At 41.2% G+C, this 15,836-nt stretch carries 18 protein-coding genes and 2 pseudogenes; 8 read left to right on the forward strand and 12 right to left on the reverse strand.

Features of this window, described 5'->3' with window-relative positions; all coding sequences use genetic code 11:
* Nucleotides 1-5 precede the first annotated feature (5 nt).
* From tsaB to AC1DOK_RS22000, 5 genes are all read right to left on the reverse strand, one after another.
* On the reverse strand, nucleotides 6-875 hold the full coding sequence (gene tsaB, locus AC1DOK_RS21980) for a tRNA (adenosine(37)-N6)-threonylcarbamoyltransferase complex dimerization subunit type 1 TsaB (RefSeq protein WP_477556445.1): 870 nt from the start codon (nucleotides 873-875) through the stop codon (nucleotides 6-8).
* On the reverse strand, nucleotides 872-1,357 hold the full coding sequence (gene tsaE / locus AC1DOK_RS21985; protein WP_477556446.1) for a tRNA (adenosine(37)-N6)-threonylcarbamoyltransferase complex ATPase subunit type 1 TsaE: 486 nt from the start codon (nucleotides 1,355-1,357) through the stop codon (nucleotides 872-874). The genes tsaB and tsaE overlap by 4 nt, the downstream gene beginning before the upstream one ends.
* 6 nt (nucleotides 1,358-1,363) lie before the next feature.
* The gene (gene thiL, locus AC1DOK_RS21990; protein WP_477556447.1) at nucleotides 1,364-2,416 is read right to left on the reverse strand and encodes a thiamine-phosphate kinase; all 1,053 of its coding nucleotides are present in this window, start codon (nucleotides 2,414-2,416) and stop codon (nucleotides 1,364-1,366) included.
* Nucleotides 2,417-2,473: 57 nt separating this feature from the next.
* On the reverse strand, nucleotides 2,474-2,689 hold the full coding sequence (locus tag AC1DOK_RS21995; RefSeq protein WP_477556448.1) for a hypothetical protein: 216 nt from the start codon (nucleotides 2,687-2,689) through the stop codon (nucleotides 2,474-2,476).
* An 86-nt stretch (nucleotides 2,690-2,775) separates the two neighbouring features.
* Nucleotides 2,776-3,048: a hypothetical protein gene (locus tag AC1DOK_RS22000; RefSeq protein WP_477556449.1), complete on the reverse strand. Its 273-nt coding sequence runs from the start codon at nucleotides 3,046-3,048 to the stop codon at nucleotides 2,776-2,778.
* A 35-nt stretch (nucleotides 3,049-3,083) separates the two neighbouring features.
* Here AC1DOK_RS22000 and ku point away from each other — a divergent pair, with 35 nt between their 5' ends.
* The 3 genes from ku to ligD all read left to right on the forward strand — a co-directional run bounded on the left by ku (nucleotide 3,084) and on the right by ligD (nucleotide 5,970).
* A complete protein-coding gene (ku, locus tag AC1DOK_RS22005; RefSeq protein ID WP_477556450.1) occupies nucleotides 3,084-3,968 on the forward strand; it encodes a non-homologous end joining protein Ku in 885 nt (294 codons plus the stop codon).
* 126 nt (nucleotides 3,969-4,094) lie between these two features.
* Nucleotides 4,095-5,045 (forward strand): ATP-dependent DNA ligase, encoded by a 951-nt coding sequence (locus tag AC1DOK_RS22010; protein ID WP_477556451.1) that lies wholly within the window; start codon nucleotides 4,095-4,097, stop codon nucleotides 5,043-5,045.
* Nucleotides 5,046-5,082: 37 nt separating this feature from the next.
* Nucleotides 5,083-5,970 (forward strand): non-homologous end-joining DNA ligase, encoded by an 888-nt coding sequence (gene ligD / locus AC1DOK_RS22015; RefSeq protein ID WP_477556452.1) that lies wholly within the window; start codon nucleotides 5,083-5,085, stop codon nucleotides 5,968-5,970.
* Here ligD and cls read toward each other — a convergent pair.
* Nucleotides 5,962-7,287 (reverse strand): cardiolipin synthase, encoded by a 1,326-nt coding sequence (gene cls, locus AC1DOK_RS22020; RefSeq protein ID WP_477556453.1) that lies wholly within the window; start codon nucleotides 7,285-7,287, stop codon nucleotides 5,962-5,964. The two genes, ligD and cls, sit on opposite strands and share 9 nt — an antisense overlap.
* 229 nt (nucleotides 7,288-7,516) lie before the next feature.
* Here cls and AC1DOK_RS22025 point away from each other — a divergent pair, with 229 nt between their 5' ends.
* From AC1DOK_RS22025 to AC1DOK_RS22045, 5 genes are all read left to right on the forward strand, one after another.
* Entirely contained in the window at nucleotides 7,517-8,494 is a 978-nt protein-coding gene (locus tag AC1DOK_RS22025; RefSeq protein ID WP_477556454.1) for a peptidoglycan DD-metalloendopeptidase family protein, read from the forward strand.
* 15 nt (nucleotides 8,495-8,509) lie between these two features.
* Entirely contained in the window at nucleotides 8,510-8,920 is a 411-nt protein-coding gene (locus AC1DOK_RS22030) for a bactofilin family protein (RefSeq protein ID WP_477556455.1), read from the forward strand.
* 49 nt (nucleotides 8,921-8,969) lie between these two features.
* Nucleotides 8,970-9,734 carry an HAD family hydrolase gene (locus AC1DOK_RS22035; protein ID WP_477556456.1) on the forward strand — a complete coding sequence of 255 codons (765 nt, stop codon included), beginning with the start codon at nucleotides 8,970-8,972 and terminating at the stop codon, nucleotides 9,732-9,734.
* A 222-nt stretch (nucleotides 9,735-9,956) separates the two neighbouring features.
* On the forward strand, nucleotides 9,957-10,535 hold the full coding sequence (locus tag AC1DOK_RS22040) for a thymidine kinase (protein ID WP_477556457.1): 579 nt from the start codon (nucleotides 9,957-9,959) through the stop codon (nucleotides 10,533-10,535).
* Nucleotides 10,536-10,914: 379 nt separating this feature from the next.
* Entirely contained in the window at nucleotides 10,915-11,058 is a 144-nt protein-coding gene (locus tag AC1DOK_RS22045) for a helix-turn-helix domain-containing protein (RefSeq protein ID WP_477556458.1), read from the forward strand.
* Nucleotides 11,059-11,497: 439 nt separating this feature from the next.
* On the opposite strand, the gene AC1DOK_RS22050 is transcribed toward AC1DOK_RS22045, so the two are convergent.
* The 6 genes and pseudogenes from AC1DOK_RS22050 to AC1DOK_RS22075 all read right to left on the reverse strand — a co-directional run bounded on the left by AC1DOK_RS22050 (nucleotide 11,498) and on the right by AC1DOK_RS22075 (nucleotide 15,800).
* The gene (locus AC1DOK_RS22050) at nucleotides 11,498-11,842 is read right to left on the reverse strand and encodes a DUF3969 family protein (RefSeq protein ID WP_477556459.1); all 345 of its coding nucleotides are present in this window, start codon (nucleotides 11,840-11,842) and stop codon (nucleotides 11,498-11,500) included.
* A gap of 15 nt (nucleotides 11,843-11,857) precedes the next feature.
* Nucleotides 11,858-12,515, reverse strand: a pseudogene (locus AC1DOK_RS22055) (polymorphic toxin-type HINT domain-containing protein); the annotation flags it as partial.
* A 34-nt stretch (nucleotides 12,516-12,549) separates the two neighbouring features.
* A pseudogene (locus AC1DOK_RS22060) lies at nucleotides 12,550-13,797 on the reverse strand (IS110 family RNA-guided transposase).
* Nucleotides 13,798-13,933: 136 nt separating this feature from the next.
* Nucleotides 13,934-14,185: a hypothetical protein gene (locus AC1DOK_RS22065; protein ID WP_477556460.1), complete on the reverse strand. Its 252-nt coding sequence runs from the start codon at nucleotides 14,183-14,185 to the stop codon at nucleotides 13,934-13,936.
* Nucleotides 14,186-14,197: 12 nt separating this feature from the next.
* The gene (locus AC1DOK_RS22070; RefSeq protein WP_477556461.1) at nucleotides 14,198-14,974 is read right to left on the reverse strand and encodes a recombinase family protein; all 777 of its coding nucleotides are present in this window, start codon (nucleotides 14,972-14,974) and stop codon (nucleotides 14,198-14,200) included.
* Between the two features lie 460 nt (nucleotides 14,975-15,434).
* Nucleotides 15,435-15,800 carry an Imm8 family immunity protein gene (locus tag AC1DOK_RS22075; protein WP_477556462.1) on the reverse strand — a complete coding sequence of 122 codons (366 nt, stop codon included), beginning with the start codon at nucleotides 15,798-15,800 and terminating at the stop codon, nucleotides 15,435-15,437.
* Nucleotides 15,801-15,836: the final 36 nt, after the last annotated feature.

Here is a 15,836-nt window from a genome sequence, read left to right on the forward strand (position 1 = left end):
CCACCTTACTCCCGTTCTTGTGCTGCTTTGAGTAAATTAGCCTCCGCTTCAGCAAGTCGTGTGTAGTTAGGTACAAAATCATAAAAATCATCTGATTTAAATGTATCCTCATTCCACAGCTTATTAGCTAGATAACCAACATCAGCAGCTTTAATATGCGATGAGGACGAGTAGACTGCCCCACTCCCCATCCGATCAGACCATTCATCAGCGAAACTTTTAATTGCATCTGTGAAGAGTTCTGTTTCACCCACAAAAATAATTTCATCAGGAAGTCCGGCTCCATTAGCTGAAGTTGAATTATGATTTAACATTACGGATAATTCCTCAAGCCACGCTGAAATGACCCGAATGCCATCCTGCTTAAGGCAATTCCATGTTTGATCTTCACGACATTCATATATACCTGTAAAAGCTTGACTTCGTCTAGCGTCCATTAAGGGTATGATATAACGCACTTTATCCTTCACAGTGCCTGATTCGACATTTATAGTCAAATTCCCTGTGTTTTGAGACTGAATAACTTGTCTGTAGCCACTGTGTGCCATCGCTTCTAGCGAAGAGATGCCAATTAGTGGAATTCCTAGCGACCAAGCGAGTGTCTTCCCAGCTGTCACACCAATTCGAACTCCTGTATAGGAGCCTGGGCCTTGACCAATTGCAATCGCAGCTAAGTCTTTGGGCTTAATTCCCTCACTCGTTAGCATACTTTTAATATTAGGCAATAGTTGAACCGAATGATTGCGAACTGCTTCAGTCTCATGTTCCTGAACGACCTGGCCACCGCTCAATAACGCAATGGTCATATTTGAAGTCGATGTGTCCATACTAAGTAAGTAGCCTTGCTTCATTTCAATTTCGTTTGATTTCATCATAATATCCATCCGTTCCCCTTAAAAGCTGCGCACCACGCCACATAGGGTTCACCATGCGGGATGAGTCGAAAGATGCGTTCTGTCAGCTGATTACCTGTTCGTTCAATCACAATTTCGAGTCGATTACTCGGTAGAATATCTTCGACCTGCTTGGACCATTCGATCAATGTCACGCCATCACCATAGAAATATTCATCTAAGCCTAAATCATCGGTATCTTCTATACCAATCCGATATACATCCATATGATAAAAGGGAAGCTTAGTCCCTTCATATTCCTTAATAATCGTAAACGTCGGCGAATTTACTAATCTCGATACACCAATTGCTCTAGCAAATCCTTGGGAGAACCGGGTTTTACCTGCACCGAGATCACCATCTAGTGTAATCACTGTACCTGGTACAGCAACAGCAGCCAGATGCCCCGCTAATTGTTCAGTTGCTTGTTCATTATCAGCATGATACTTATAAATAGGCTTCAAGCCGAATCATTCCTTTCGGCAAAAATGATTATAGCCCCGCTTCTCGAGGGGCTCTGTCGTGCCGTCTGCGCGCAGCAGACGGACACCCGTAAAGTCATCGGTCGTATACCCGATGACATGCAATTGCAAGCCGCTTTCAACGAACGCGGCTTGCAGTGCGGGAACATGCTCCTTGGCAACCGTGCCAAGGAGTTCATAATCTTCGCCGCCGTAGAGTATCCACGCAAGCGGCGGTACAGCTAAGGCAAGCCCAGCTGCAGCAAGGCCTGCTGGTCGCGGCAACAGAGCCTCTTCGATGACCAGCCCGACGCGAGACGCTTCTGCGATCTCAGCGGCTTCGCTGGCAATGCCATCGGAGATATCGTTAAGCGCACGGCCAAGCCCCGTGCGCAGCAGCAGCCGCCCTGCGGCGACCTGCGGCACTGGGCGCTGGTGCGCCTGCACTAGCGCCTGCAGCTCAGGCGCCATCTGCATTTGCGCAGCAGCATCGCCCGCGCTATGCTCCGCGCACGCATACTGCTTCAGCGCAAGCCCTGCGGCTGAGCCGCCGAGGGCACCAGTTACAAAGACGGCATCGCCCGTCTTTGCCTTAGATCGAAGCAGGGCTTTGCCTGCTTCAACTTCACCGATGATCGTGACCGTGATCACGATCCCCTCACGTGAGGCAGTTGTATCGCCGCCCACTACTGCAACATCGTATGTGCTTGCGCACTCGTAGAGCCCCGCATAGATGCGTTCGAGTCGACCTTCATCCGTGCCTTGTGGCACAGATAAAGCGACCAGCGCATACCGAGGGATTGCTCCCATTGCCGCCATATCGCTAATATTAGAAGCCATCGCCTTATACCCGACGTCCTCATCTCGCATTGACCAGCATGCAAAATGAATGTTTTCAACCATCGTGTCGCAAGCCATAACAAGTGAATAACCAGGAGTAAGGCCAGTTACAGCAGCATCGTCGCCAACACCGACTCCGACACCATGTTCACGTTGCCATAAGGTAGATTGCTTGCCTTGTGTTAGCAATTCGATTAGTGCAAACTCATCCCCCACGTACACATCACACGCCTTCTTGATTTGTACCTATTATAGCCCTCTGATGGGAGTTGTAGCAAATCACAATTCTTCTTCAACCTCAGATTCACTTTCCCCAATTGTATCGGTTGTTGATGCTTCAATCAATCCGTTCTGCATTGTGACATTCCCACCTCCAAGACCCTCATTAATCATTCGATCAATATCCATAAAATAATTATCACGTCCCTCATGATTAGAGTCCGACAATCGCTTATTGGAGTCCTTCTGAGTTCCACCTTGATCCAAGTTATCCATTCATGCATCCTCCATCTGTCTGCTTGCAGACATTTTCATCCTAATGTCTCCTTCACCCATTACCTTCATTCATACAGATAAGCAAATCAAGGTATACTACAAGCATTCATTTTCACTAGCTCAACACCAGAATCAGTGCTTGAAGTTTGTAATGGATTCGTTAGATGACCGCTGCGTGGACGGATTGTCCCTACGATCGCTGTTGCCACCAGATTTCTTGATCGAATACCGCATATAGCGGTAGAAATCCGGTGGCAAAGGCGCTTCTTCAGGAAAATCCCGCCCCCTTCGCTACAATCTGCATAAGCTTCTATAGTGCAAGCACTGATTATGATGTAGAGCATTTTCATTTGCATCATTTTAAATTTCTCATCATCTTGAAGGGGGGAGCTTCGTGCACACAGTATGGAAAGGGGCAATTTCATTCGGGCTTGTACACGTACCAGTCCGCATGTTCTCAGCAACTGAAGACAAGGATATATCCATGCGATATATACACGAAACCTGTAACACACCACTATCGTATGTTCGTAAATGTCCAACCTGTGATCGTGAAACAGAGTGGTCTGAAATTACACGTGGCTACGAATATGAACCTGGACGATTTGTAACCTTTACGAAAGAAGAGCTAGAGAAGCTTTCTGGAGAAGCAACCAAGGAAATTAAAATATTGGATTTCGTTAACTTAACAGACATTGATCCTATTTATTTTCAGAAAACGTATTATTTATCACCAGCAGATACCGGGAAGAGTGCCTATAGCCTGTTACTTGAGTCGATGCGCCAAACGGGTAAAATCGGCATATCTAAAGTTTCAATCCGTTCCAAAAGCTCCCTTGCTGCGATTCGTGTCATTGATAATTGTATAGCGATGGAGACTATCTTCTACCCTGATGAAATCAGGCAAATTACGCAAGTTCCTAATCTTCCAGAGGAAATTATTGTCGATGACAAAGAAATGACAATGGCCAAAATGTTAATTGAACAGCTGTCTACACCTTTTGATGCTGCTAAATACCAAGATTCATACCGTCTTGCTTTGCAGGATGCCATCCAGCAGAAAATTGCTGGGCAGGAAATTAAAACAGCACCACAAGCACCAGAATCTAATATCATTGATTTAATGTCAGCTTTGCAAGCAAGTTTAGATACCATGAAGCCAGCGGCTATGATTCCAACTGAACCCGGAAATCCTGTTAAGCCCGCTAAGGAATCAACTAAAGCAACAACTACCAAGAAGAAACGGGTGGGTCGTTCACCCAAAAAAGCGGTCACATAACCATCAAATAAACCTAGATACCATTCGAGTCCCCAAAATAAACTTTCCTGGAAATAGACTAGGATACATTTTGGGGATTACGGATGTTATTTTTCTAAAATGTTATTTTTCCTAAAGGAGATCCATATGGACTTAAACCCTGTCATTCCGTTCGAACCTATACGAGCAGAGAAGATCCCAATTGGTCCGGACTGGGTTGCCCAAGTGAAGTGGGATGGTGTAAGAATGCTTGCTTACTACGATGGAGTAAGTATGCGATTAGTGAATCGCAGATTAAACGATCGAACCTTACAGTATCCAGAATTGTTATCCCCTAATACATTTTGCTCCGCATCTTCCTTTATATTAGATGGCGAGATCATTGCTTTTGAAGCACAGAAGCCTTCCTTTTATGAAATTATGAAAAGAGATCAATTGCGTAATCAGCACAGTATCGATTCAGCTGTTAACAACATCCCTATCACTTATATGGTTTTTGATGTTCTTTATCTACAGAATGAATGGGTGACGAAAGAGCCTTTAATTGAAAGGCAAGACAAGTTAAATAGCATCATGAAGCCGAATCAGCAGGTTCATATTGTCCAGAATTTTTCGGATGGTCACATGTTATTTGAGGCAGTTAAACAACAAGGCATCGAGGGAATTGTAAGTAAGAATCTCACAAGCTCCTACACAATTAACGGCAAGGATTCTAGGTGGCAAAAACACAAAATAAATAGGGATTTGCTTGCAATTGTAGGTGGTATCAGTTTTAAAAATAAGATAGTCCATTCACTAGCACTTGGCCTTGTTAATCCAAGCGGAGATTTAGACTATATTGGTCATGCAGGTACTGGCAAAATCACGATGCAAGGCTGGATTGAACTAACAGAGAAGGCTACCCCTCTGATTACGGATCATAATCCTTTTATTAACTACCCTTCTAGCAATAAAGAGTTATTCTGGGTTAAACCCCAGTTAGTTGTTAAAGTAAATTTTATGGAATGGACGCCTAGCGGCTCCTTAAGACACCCGAGTATTCAAAGCTTGATCGAGGATATACCCCTATCTAATTGTCATACAAACCAGATTACATAGCCTATCTATTATGTAGATAAACCGAAGGTGATAACTTATGAATGTAAAGAATGACTATGGCACCATTCAGGTTGATGGGCAGCCACTTACAATCACAAATCCAACTAAACTCTTGTGGCCAGAAGCTGGTATAACCAAACTCGACTACCTCCATAAGCTGATTGGATTATCTCCCTATTTACTAAAGTACTGCAGCAATCGATTGCTCACTACAATTCGATATCCCCACGGTGTGAATGAACCGTTCTTTTATCAGAAGAATGCCCCAAAGCCATTGCCAAGCTACGTACACACTGCGACATCAGCTAATATTAGTTATGTAAATCTCGATTCGATTTCAACATTACTATGGTTAGGGAATTTAGCTTGCCTTGAATTTCATCCTTCTTTCCATTACATCGATGTGAATACACCTGCTGAATGGGTTATTGATCTGGACCCAAGCTTAGAAGAAGAGCCTCGTATTATGGAGGCAGCAGCATTGATCGGAGACATTCTCCAGTCACTGCACATTCAGTCTATCCCCAAAACCTCTGGTGCAACCGGCGTTCAAATTTATATACCGATTGAGCAAGGCTTTACCTTTGAAGAACTCCGTAAAATTGGTCAGTTTATTGCAGGCTATGCATCAGAGAAGTATCCGAAGCTGTTCACAATCGAACGTTTCAAGAAGGATCGTGGTGATCGAATTTATATCGACTATTTACAGCATTGGTATGGGAAGACGCTTTCAGCTCCTTATACACCTCGTGCCAAGAGGAAGGCAACTGTATCAACCCCTCTGCTGTGGGAAGAAGTAAGGGCTGATTGCAATATCCAGGATTTTAATCTCCATACAATACATGATCGTCTACTGAATAAAGGCGATCTCATAGAGCACATTCCCCCACAAAATTTACGTATGATTCTTCAAGGCTTACAATAATGGCGCAATCATACGTGCAAAGGACTCCTTAAGCTTATTCATTCTAGATCGTTCTTTAAACTCGGCTAATATGATCTCCTGACTTTTATCTAAATCACGGGTAAAATCATCCATAAGTCGTCCAACAACTTTCTTATCTTTTAGAGTCGCGTTCAACTCAAAATTTTCATAAAAGCTCCTGACATCGAAGTTTGCTGAACCAACAATAGCCATACCCTCGTCGATTACCATCACCTTAGCATGCATAAAGCCAGCTTTATATTCGTACATCCGAACCCCTGACTTCAGCATCTCCTCTACGAACGATAAGCCAGCCCACTTAACTAAGGCATGATCCGTTACAGATGGAATAATAATTTTAACGTCTATACCCTTGAGAGCTGCGACCTTCAAAGCCGTCATGATGCCTGCATCTGGAATAAAGTAAGGCGTTTCCATGTAAATGAATTTACGAGCAGATGTAATGGCATCAAAATACGATTCATAGATAACATCAAAATATAGGCTTGGTAATGAAGCGATAATTTGAATGGATACTGGTTCAACTGTGGCTGCACGATCTTTTGGCGGTTCCTGTATCAAGCGTTGCTCAGTAGCTAACTCCCAATCTACTTGAAATAAGCGATGCAAATAAACGACACAACTACCAGTCAACTCTAGATGTGTGTCTCGCCAGTAGCCAAGCTTCTGACTAGCCCCTACATAATCATCCCCTATATTAAAACCACCCATAAATCCAGTCGTACCATCGATGACAACATTTTTACGGTGATTACGATAATTAATTTGTCGATTGAATAAAGAGCTGATTACAGGAAGGAATGCATATACTTCAATCCCATTATCCTCTAACTGACGAATATATTTCGATGACAAGCTATAGCTTCCGAGACCATCGTAAAGTACTTTGACCTGCACCCCCTCTTGTGCTTTCCGAGATAAAATTTCCTGGAATCGCTGTCCAGATTGATCATCCTCCAAGATATAGAATTGAAACCATATGTACGTTTCAGCTTTTTCTATAGCTTTATATAAGGCATCATAGAATTCGACTCCATCACTCCATACTTGTACATTGTTATCATCAGTCCACTCTGAATTGGTGAAGCGGACTGACAACCACTCTGATCTCCGCTTTATTTTGACAGTTCGACTAAACCGCTTCGCTAGAAAGAAATATAAAAGAAATCCGATAATCGGACAAATACACAATAAAAACATCCAAGCAAGCGCTTTGGATGGACGACGATGTTCAATAAACAGTATAGAAGCTATTTGAATAATGAATAACCCCAACAGAATGATAGTAAGTAGCACTAAAGTCCCCCCAGCCACCAATAAGACTGTAATCTTTATTAGCGATAGGATGCGCTCAATCCACAAACCTTATACTTCGAATCCGACAAAAAGTCATAAATGAGCTATATTTGATCATGATTTTTAAATATTTAGTCAATTTAGCAAGGATTATTAATTCTCTTAACGAATCTATTACTATTTACCTATTATCTATCGCAAGATAGACATTCGTTGTGGAGGTGTCCCTATGTCTTTAGTTAAGAATACGAAACTAACTTTTCTAATCGTACCTGATGCGAATTCAGCAGTTGTCAGATTCCGAATATCCAAATATACGCTTTACTTCATCTCACTAATCTTCATCATGATTATAATTGGAATAGCCTTTCTCTATTATCTACGTATCGATAATCTTCGCTACTCAGCGGAGCTGGAAAATACCTTATCACAGTCTAAACTTACAATGTCTGAGCAAGATACGACCATTAATGAACTGCATAATAATGTGATTGAACTTTCGACTCAAGCCAAAGAAATTCAAGTGAAGCTTGAAGAGATGAAGAAATTAGAAGAAACGGTGAAAGGGATCGTTAAGCCCAAGGATTCACCTCCTGGTGTAATCGCACTTAATTCTAAGCCAAATGACTTTACTACACTCCCACTCCGTTCAGGAATCGGTGGAGATTTGAATGAGGTCACGAATGAAGAAATGATTAAGCTATCTGAGCAAACCGAACACTTATTATTGCAACTCGATCATCAGATGCTTGATGTAACAAACTCTCTAATTGAAGCGAAGCAATACGCCGAGGAGAAGCAGCATGAACTATCTATTACACCTACCATATGGCCTACAGAATCACGTTCAATCACTTCGGAATTCGGTTACAGAATCGATCCCTTTTCGAGGCGTGCTTCCTTTCATTCAGGACTTGATATATCGGCCAGCAGTAATACAGTCGTTTATGCTACTGCGGATGGGGTCGTTACTTTCACTGGCTACGACCGTTCACCAGGAAAATACATGATTATTAATCATTCGAACGGCCTCCAAACACGCTACTTGCATTTGAATAAAATTATCGTTAAAGAAGGCGACAGTATAACCAAAGGGCAAGAGATCGCACTTAGTGGAAGTACAGGAAGAAGCACTGGACCACATGTACATTATGAGATCATGAAAGATGGAACACCGATTGACCCCACACCTTATCTGAATGATTAAAGAGAAGCGAAAGGAATGATCCCTTTGTTCAAATCTAAGAATCATGTAATTAATCCCAATACTACTGATACGCTCGTAGGTGAAGGTACCGTATTTGAAGGTAAAATAAAATCAGAGGCCACTATTCGTGTGGAGGGTACTATTATAGGTATAATTGATTGCACAGGTGATGTAATTATTGGGGAAAAAGGCGTAGTTAAGTCTAATATATCAGCTCGTGATGTGATTATCGCAGGACAAGTCCACGGTGATATTACGACAAAGGGAAAGATTGTTATCGCTGCAACAGGACAATTGTATGGCAATATCAGCACGACTTCGTTTACAATATATGAAGGCGGCATGTTTCATGGCTTAAGCAAAATGGATTCAAATAGTACTTCAGAAGCCTCCGCTCTACTACATTCAACAGCCTCAAATTTATAAATATAATTTAAAAGTTGAGCTTTATCGAGCTTTATCATAGGAGATTACAATGACCAAACAAACAATTTTATTTGACTTAGATGATACGCTTATTCATTGCAACAAATATTTCAATGCGATACTTAAGCAATTTGCGCAGACATTAGCCGCTTGGTTTAGACCATACGGACTACAAGAGAATGACATTCTACATTGTCAGATTGAGATGGATTTAGCGGGTGTTCAAATTCATGGACTTATCCCTGAGAGATTTCCAGATTCACTCGTAGAAACATATCGTCATTTTTGCAAGCAATTCGGACATCAGCCAAATGGGGAACAACAGGATTACTTACGAAAGCTAGGATTTAGTGTATATGATGTAGAGGCAGAGCCTTATCCGTATTTACATGAGACATTAAGCAAGCTACAGAATGAAGGACATACCTTATGCTTATACACAGGTGGAGCTCCCTCTATTCAAATGCGCAAAGTTGAGAATGCAAATCTATCGAATTACTTCCAAGAGCGTATTTTTGTTACGATTCACAAAACGACTGAATATCTCAAATCACTCATACACCAATATGATTTTGATCATTCACGTACATGGATGATTGGTAATTCCGTACGCACGGATATGTTACCCGCACTAGAAAATGGGATTAACGCCATTTATATGAAAGCCAAAATCGAATGGAAATATAATGAGGTTGCGATGAATGTTGTACCTCAGGGCGCATTCTATGAGCTCGATTCCCTACGTCAAATCCCTGAGGCAATTGCACAATATACCAATACGAACGCAATGAATTATAGATCAACTGTAATTTGATTCAGATTCTCCGCGGATATGGCGACTTGATTCGTCGATTTGCCAATTCGCTCAATAACCTATTTTATAAAAGATAAAATGTATATTTTAACCTATTATAGCATAATATGTCGATTTCTCTTCACCTAATTTGTGAACAGAAGATGCATTTTTTGTATAACATGCTATGATATTAAAAGATATTGTTGATTGTTGATTTTACTTGAGAGAGGACGAGCAAGTTTGGCTAAACTTTATTTTCGATACGGGACAATGAACAGTGGGAAATCGATTGAGGTGCTACGTACTGCACATAACTATGAAGAACAAGGCAAGAAGGTCATGCTACTCACGCCTGCTATAGATAATCGAAGTGGAGTTGGCATCATCGCATCCCGAATTGGTATGCAAAAAGAAGCGATCATTATTAAAGAAAATGCCGATATGTTTGAAATCGCGCGCGCGGAACATCCGAATTGCATTATTATTGATGAAGCTCAATTTCTTCAAAAGCATCATATATTGCAGCTTGTTTCCATCGTCGATGAGCTAAGCATACCCGTTATCGCATACGGACTACGTGCTGATTTCATGGGAGAGTTATTTGAAGGCAGCTATCATCTTCTTGCACTTGCCGATAAAATTGAAGAGATCAAAACCATCTGCTGGTACTGTGATCGCAAAGCAACTATGAATATGCGTTTACATGACGGTGAACCGGTATTTCACGGACAACAAGTTTTTATTGGAGGCAATGAAAGCTATCTCCCAGTGTGCCGTAAGTGCTATACGAGTCGCAAAAAATTAGTGAATTACGACTAATTTATAGCTATATATAAGCGCTACTAAGTTTGAGCTGAACTGTGACCCATAAGAAGGAAGCTATGCAAAAAAGTGACCCTCTTACGGGTCATTTGTGTTTTAATCAGACTAAGATGCAGGAACGGAGGAAGCAAAATGGGTAATAAGAATGGTTGGTCAAAGCGAGGAAACTGATACTCCGAGAAAGAGCTAAAGTAGTAGGAGACAAACCCAAACTTACAGAACATGACAGAGAAGAACATCACGCATGCACCAGCGTTTAATTAGTAGCTGTTCTGACTTACGAGGAAGGCCAAACAGGTTCATATTTAGTACGTTGTACGGTTAAGTGTTACTCATCAGGTGAATAGACATGGAAATTTGAGTAAAATTAAGACAGTTGTTAGAACAGAAGGGGATTTCTCAACGGGAATTGGCAAGAATGACAGGACTTCGTACAAGTACCTTCAATCATCTGTGTTCTGATAATGTAGACAGTGTTTACTTCGAGACATTGGAAACATGTCTACCGGATTGTCCTTAAACAATAAACTTCACTGCATATGTCCAGATAGTTGCGGAAGAAAAGAGATATTTTATAAACCACTTGTACTATAGTGGTCGGGATATTTATCCATTAAGTATCAAAATCTTCATTCTCAGCCTCCAACAGCTCCCTATCCATTTCGAATATTTGAAATTATAATTTATTCAAGAAAAGTCGTGAGAAAACGAAGGTGAGTTATTTGAATCAAACCATGGTGGTGTCTGATGAATTCGGGAGGTAGAGGGAATAAAGCTTTAAAAACAGGTAAGTTATAATGTTCAACATTTAAACGAGTATGTGTATACACCTATTCGAGTAAATTTCATACGGAGATGATGAGGATAGAGTTGTCTTTGGCGTAGCCGCCCGATTCATTCGGCACTGGGTGGGGTTATAAAGAAAAGACCTTGAAGGACAAGCCCCCAAGGTCTCTAAATTATTCATCAAAATTATTGAGCCAATACATAGGCTTCCCTGTACTAGATAATGATTTAAGGAAACTTATAGTTTCTAGTTTTTTCAGTGTAATTGCGGCCTTTAGCTTTTCGGGGGCAATATCACGTATATCCTCCAACATGCAGCACTCTTCAAACAACTCGACTATTGCCTTATTGGCTTCATTCTCATTTAGCAGTTGTGCTACATAAGGACGATATAGGTATGCATATGCTTCTTCAAAAGTTAAAGCCCCTTCAAGCAAGGAATCGAGCATTCCGAGATTTAATATACATAAAAACTTTTGAATTTCTTCTGATTGCTCCAAGTTAATTTGTAAATTCAATATATCACTCCTTTATCAAGGCATTTGACTTGATGAGTTACTCCATCCATTTTTCGTCTTAACATTGAATACCTGTCCAGATTGACTTTGGAAGTAATGGATAGAGATTTTTTTACCGTTTGCATCCACACCATCCTTGTAAATCTTGTTCCATGTTCCAGATTCAATTGCTCGTAATTCCTCTAGCAATTCTCCATTGTTCACTTTATTTTTCACAGTTCCGTTTTTAGTACCTGAGAATCCTTGTGGATATAGAGGTGAATCTTTAATTGATTTATATACATTTTGCAATGCACAGTTATGAACCCATACTCCAAGGTTAGAAACAAAGTATGAATTAAAGTCCTTAACCTCAAAGTTGTAAACCGTTGCTTCTCGTGGCTCTTTTTCAATCTTGTCTATTGCCAGTTTAGTACCGTCACTTGAAACAAGCAAGTCGCCAACTTTCAGGTCTTTTACAAACGTCCATCCCTCACCATCCAACCAGAACGGATGCTCACCTGTAACCTCTAATGATTTCGTCTCCGATGTGGACATAGTAGATTTCGTCAGCCTGTTTTTGGAACAGCCCCACGACCTCTTTATATGCCACTTCTCCGGTTTCGTCATCCTTAGAGAGAACCTTATCCCCTACCTCGATTTCCTCGATAGGTTTCTCACCTTCGTTAGTTATAAACTTAACTCTAGCAAACGGAACGACGATAACTTTATGAAGCTATCGCCGCCAGTTCTGGCATAGGTGGAACACGATACTCCGACTGTTCCGCATCATGCTATAAAGGATGCTTACTAGTCTTCTCATAATACATATGATTGCCTGTTTCTTCTTTTCCCCTTCACTTAACCGCTTCTCATAGTACGCATGGAATAAAGAATTAAGTGGCTTCTTGGACGTTCTAGCTGTTTGAACATGTCTTACCGCTAGCCCCCACAGAATCTTGTTTAACGCTCTATTCCCCTGTCTCTGATTGCGGTCTTTACCTCTGCCGCCGCTACTCATTTGGCTTGGTGTAAGCCCTGCATACTTCGCTAGCTTGTCAGCACTACTAAATCGGCTAATATCTCCAATTTCAGCTACGATAGCGGAAGCGGTCACGGTATCAATACCCGTGAAAGTATTCAGCTTGAAGTCTAACTTCTGCATGATGCCACAGATATTGTCCTCGACATCGTTCATCTCACGGTGTACATCCCGAACTTGGTTCACAAGACTACGGACTAGGAAATCACGGTACTTCTGACCTTTTCGCTTTGTATCACCATCTGCTTGAACACTTTCAAAGATGAACTTAGCTTTCTTCGTGGAACATACATTTCTGCTATTTTCTCTTAGAAAGGTTGTTAGGTCTTCAAGTGTCACGCCCTCCAGTAAATACGGTGAAGGGTATTCATGCCATACCGCTAAAGCCGTTGCCCCATCCACTTCGGAAAAGAACTTGCTGTAGCTTGGATAGTTGTAACTTAACTGTGTATGTAATTGATTCTTGAGCATAACAAGTGTGTCCCGTAGACTGTATCGCCGCATGACTAACTGCTTTAGAATCCAATAGTCGTCTTGAGGTTGAGCGGTCGGCAATCTGTCTAGTTCATCCAGTAACAGTTTTGCAATATTCTCTGCATCCCAACTGTCATGCTTCTCTGTCATCGCATAACTTCTATGTTTCCAGTTAGATAGAGCGGCGTTAACTTCTTTAACTAGGTAATGGTTCTCGACTAAGTAAACAGCTAGCGACCTTCCATAGCCGCCCACATCCTCCAGTCCAAATACGACCGTCATGCCTTCCTGAACATGTCTGTCTTTTTACCTTCGTTATGACCGCTGAAAATGCTGATGGCTTATTCTCAAATTCTATTACTTCTAGTTTCTCATTCCAACAATTAATAACAACGGCGGTATGCGTCCGCTTATGTAAATCAACGCCAACATAAATAAACTGTTGCTTATGGTGCTTCACGTCGAGTATCCCCCTTGCTACTTATAGCGTTTAGGGAAAAAGAATAGCCGCATCGTCTGTTTAGTATTCACCAAGAAAGGTGTACATTGAAGGGTAAGCGTGTCTATTCTTCCTCTATAAACGCTATAAGATAGCGTTAGTTTAGATTCATTTCATATGCTAGAAAAGCTTTCGCCAGTCGTAGATGTACTAATTCCAATTGAACATCTATATCTAATTGATTAATGCCCAGTAACACTTCTTCAACCATTAACTTATTGAACTGTTCACCATACCGAAAGATATAGTGGAATATGGCACATTGGCATTGTTCCAACGTTTCTAACTGCTTGTAGAATGTGTCTTCTTCCTCGACGTAGCGACTATATGTGTCCATTTGTTCGTTCATCTGCCCCACCACCTAAATAATGGCTTGATGAAGCCCGTCAGCTTGAATATCGCCATATAAATAGAGTCCTTGGTAGAACGCTTTGCGGTCTAAGATTCGTTTGACCTGCACTTTTGTAAATCGTTTGCCTTGCTGTGTTGTAAAACCATCGTAGTTCAACTGATATGCCAATTTTGATAGTGACCTATCAGGATACAATTCCTTGAGTTCAAACAGGCGTTGGACAGCTAAAGCTTCGTTCAGATTGATTTCAATTGCTTTGTGTCCTTTACTAGCTTTGTAGCCGAACGCCGCTCGTCCACCTGCGTAGCCGCCCTGCTGTGCCTTCTTGTTTCTTCCTCGGCTCAACTTCATGCTAATTTCAAGCCTTTGGTATGCGTCGAGTAATTCCATGAGTCCATTGATAAGAAAATCTGACGGGTCTTTCTTATGAATCGAATACGTAGGTTGTTCGATACTTTTTACATCTACGCCATATCTCTTAAACTCTCGATGAACGAGAACTTTAACGATGTCAGAGCGCCATAAACGGCTTGTATTCAGTACAATAACTGCATCATAGGTTCGAGTAGATAGGGCAGTCAACATGCTCTGAAAGCCTATTCTGTCCACCTCAAGAGCATCTTCATCTACTTTTGCCCCACTGATTCCTTCATCCGTAAAGATATTTTGTAAGTACCAACCTTGCTCCTGACAATAGGAACGTATTTCATCCTGCTGATAGGACAAACTGTAACCATCCTTGGCTTGTCCACTTGTTGAAACTCTGACATAACCTATGACATTCATTACGTTTCCTCCCCCACCGTTTATCTTTTCAGGGTAATCATCGCTTCTTATGTCCAGATCGTTGCAGAACAAACTAAAAAAATTTTATCCGCCGCTCATACTATAGTGGTCGGGCTATGCTATTGATAAGTTGCAAATCTGATTCAACTTAAAAAGACCGCTCATGGTGGTCATCTACAGACTCTATTTATTTTGGAAAAACCGTGAGAAAACAAAGCTAATGTTTTTGCCTCTAAATACAGTGGTATCTGATGATTCTGAGGGTTATATGAAGATGATTACTCGTTCAGGTAGGTTATACTATTCAAAACTTAAAGGAGTACGTACATACGAATTTGGAGAAATTTCATATGGGTCTGATGAGAGTAAAGTTTCATTTGAGACTGCCGCCCGATTCATTCGGCACTGGGTGGGGGTAAAAGAAAGACCTTGAGGATTGCCGCCCCCAAGGTCTTATAAATCAAGTATCTTTATTTAGTCTTCCCATTGCTTCATCAAGCGTTTCGTATTGGATGTTATCATATTCCCAATTCAGGTGACGATTAAGTGCCTTAGCTACCTCATCCCAAGTTGGTCGTACACAATCTTCCAATATTAAATTTATTTCTTTTTCCACCAACGTCAAATCAAGTTCATTCACCAAAAAAGTTGCTCTGCCATCTAGTATCTTATCTTCTTCTAAAATTGAAAGTAATCTTTTAGGAGTCAAAATCCTAAAATAAAAGTATTCAACTCCCTCTGACTCAGCAGTTCCTATATCTGCACTTGCAGGGAGTACGAAATCATCTACTATCTCAGGCTCACCACGCAATAGGATTCTTTTCAAAACAGGAACTATCAATAAAATCACTCCCAATCAATA

It is taken from the genome of Paenibacillus sp. P5_B5 (assembly GCF_056400365.1).

What these genes read in the sequence shown, in the direction of transcription:
- AC1DOK_RS22065 (WP_477556460.1), bottom strand. Translation starts at nt 14,185, where the DNA reads ATGAACGAACAAATGGACACATATAGTCGCTACGTCGAGGAAGAAGAC.
- AC1DOK_RS22030 (WP_477556455.1), top strand. Translation starts at nt 8,510, where the DNA reads ATGATCCCTTTGTTCAAATCTAAGAATCATGTAATTAATCCCAATACT.
- AC1DOK_RS22025 (WP_477556454.1), top strand. Translation starts at nt 7,517, where the DNA reads ATGTCTTTAGTTAAGAATACGAAACTAACTTTTCTAATCGTACCTGAT.
- AC1DOK_RS22000 (WP_477556449.1), bottom strand. Translation starts at nt 3,048, where the DNA reads ATGATGCAAATGAAAATGCTCTACATCATAATCAGTGCTTGCACTATA.
- tsaB (WP_477556445.1), bottom strand. Translation starts at nt 875, where the DNA reads ATGATGAAATCAAACGAAATTGAAATGAAGCAAGGCTACTTACTTAGT.
- ligD (WP_477556452.1), top strand. Translation starts at nt 5,083, where the DNA reads ATGAATGTAAAGAATGACTATGGCACCATTCAGGTTGATGGGCAGCCA.
- AC1DOK_RS22010 (WP_477556451.1), top strand. Translation starts at nt 4,095, where the DNA reads ATGGACTTAAACCCTGTCATTCCGTTCGAACCTATACGAGCAGAGAAG.
- AC1DOK_RS22035 (WP_477556456.1), top strand. Translation starts at nt 8,970, where the DNA reads ATGACCAAACAAACAATTTTATTTGACTTAGATGATACGCTTATTCAT.
- AC1DOK_RS21995 (WP_477556448.1), bottom strand. Translation starts at nt 2,689, where the DNA reads ATGGATAACTTGGATCAAGGTGGAACTCAGAAGGACTCCAATAAGCGA.
- AC1DOK_RS22070 (WP_477556461.1), bottom strand. Translation starts at nt 14,974, where the DNA reads ATGAATGTCATAGGTTATGTCAGAGTTTCAACAAGTGGACAAGCCAAG.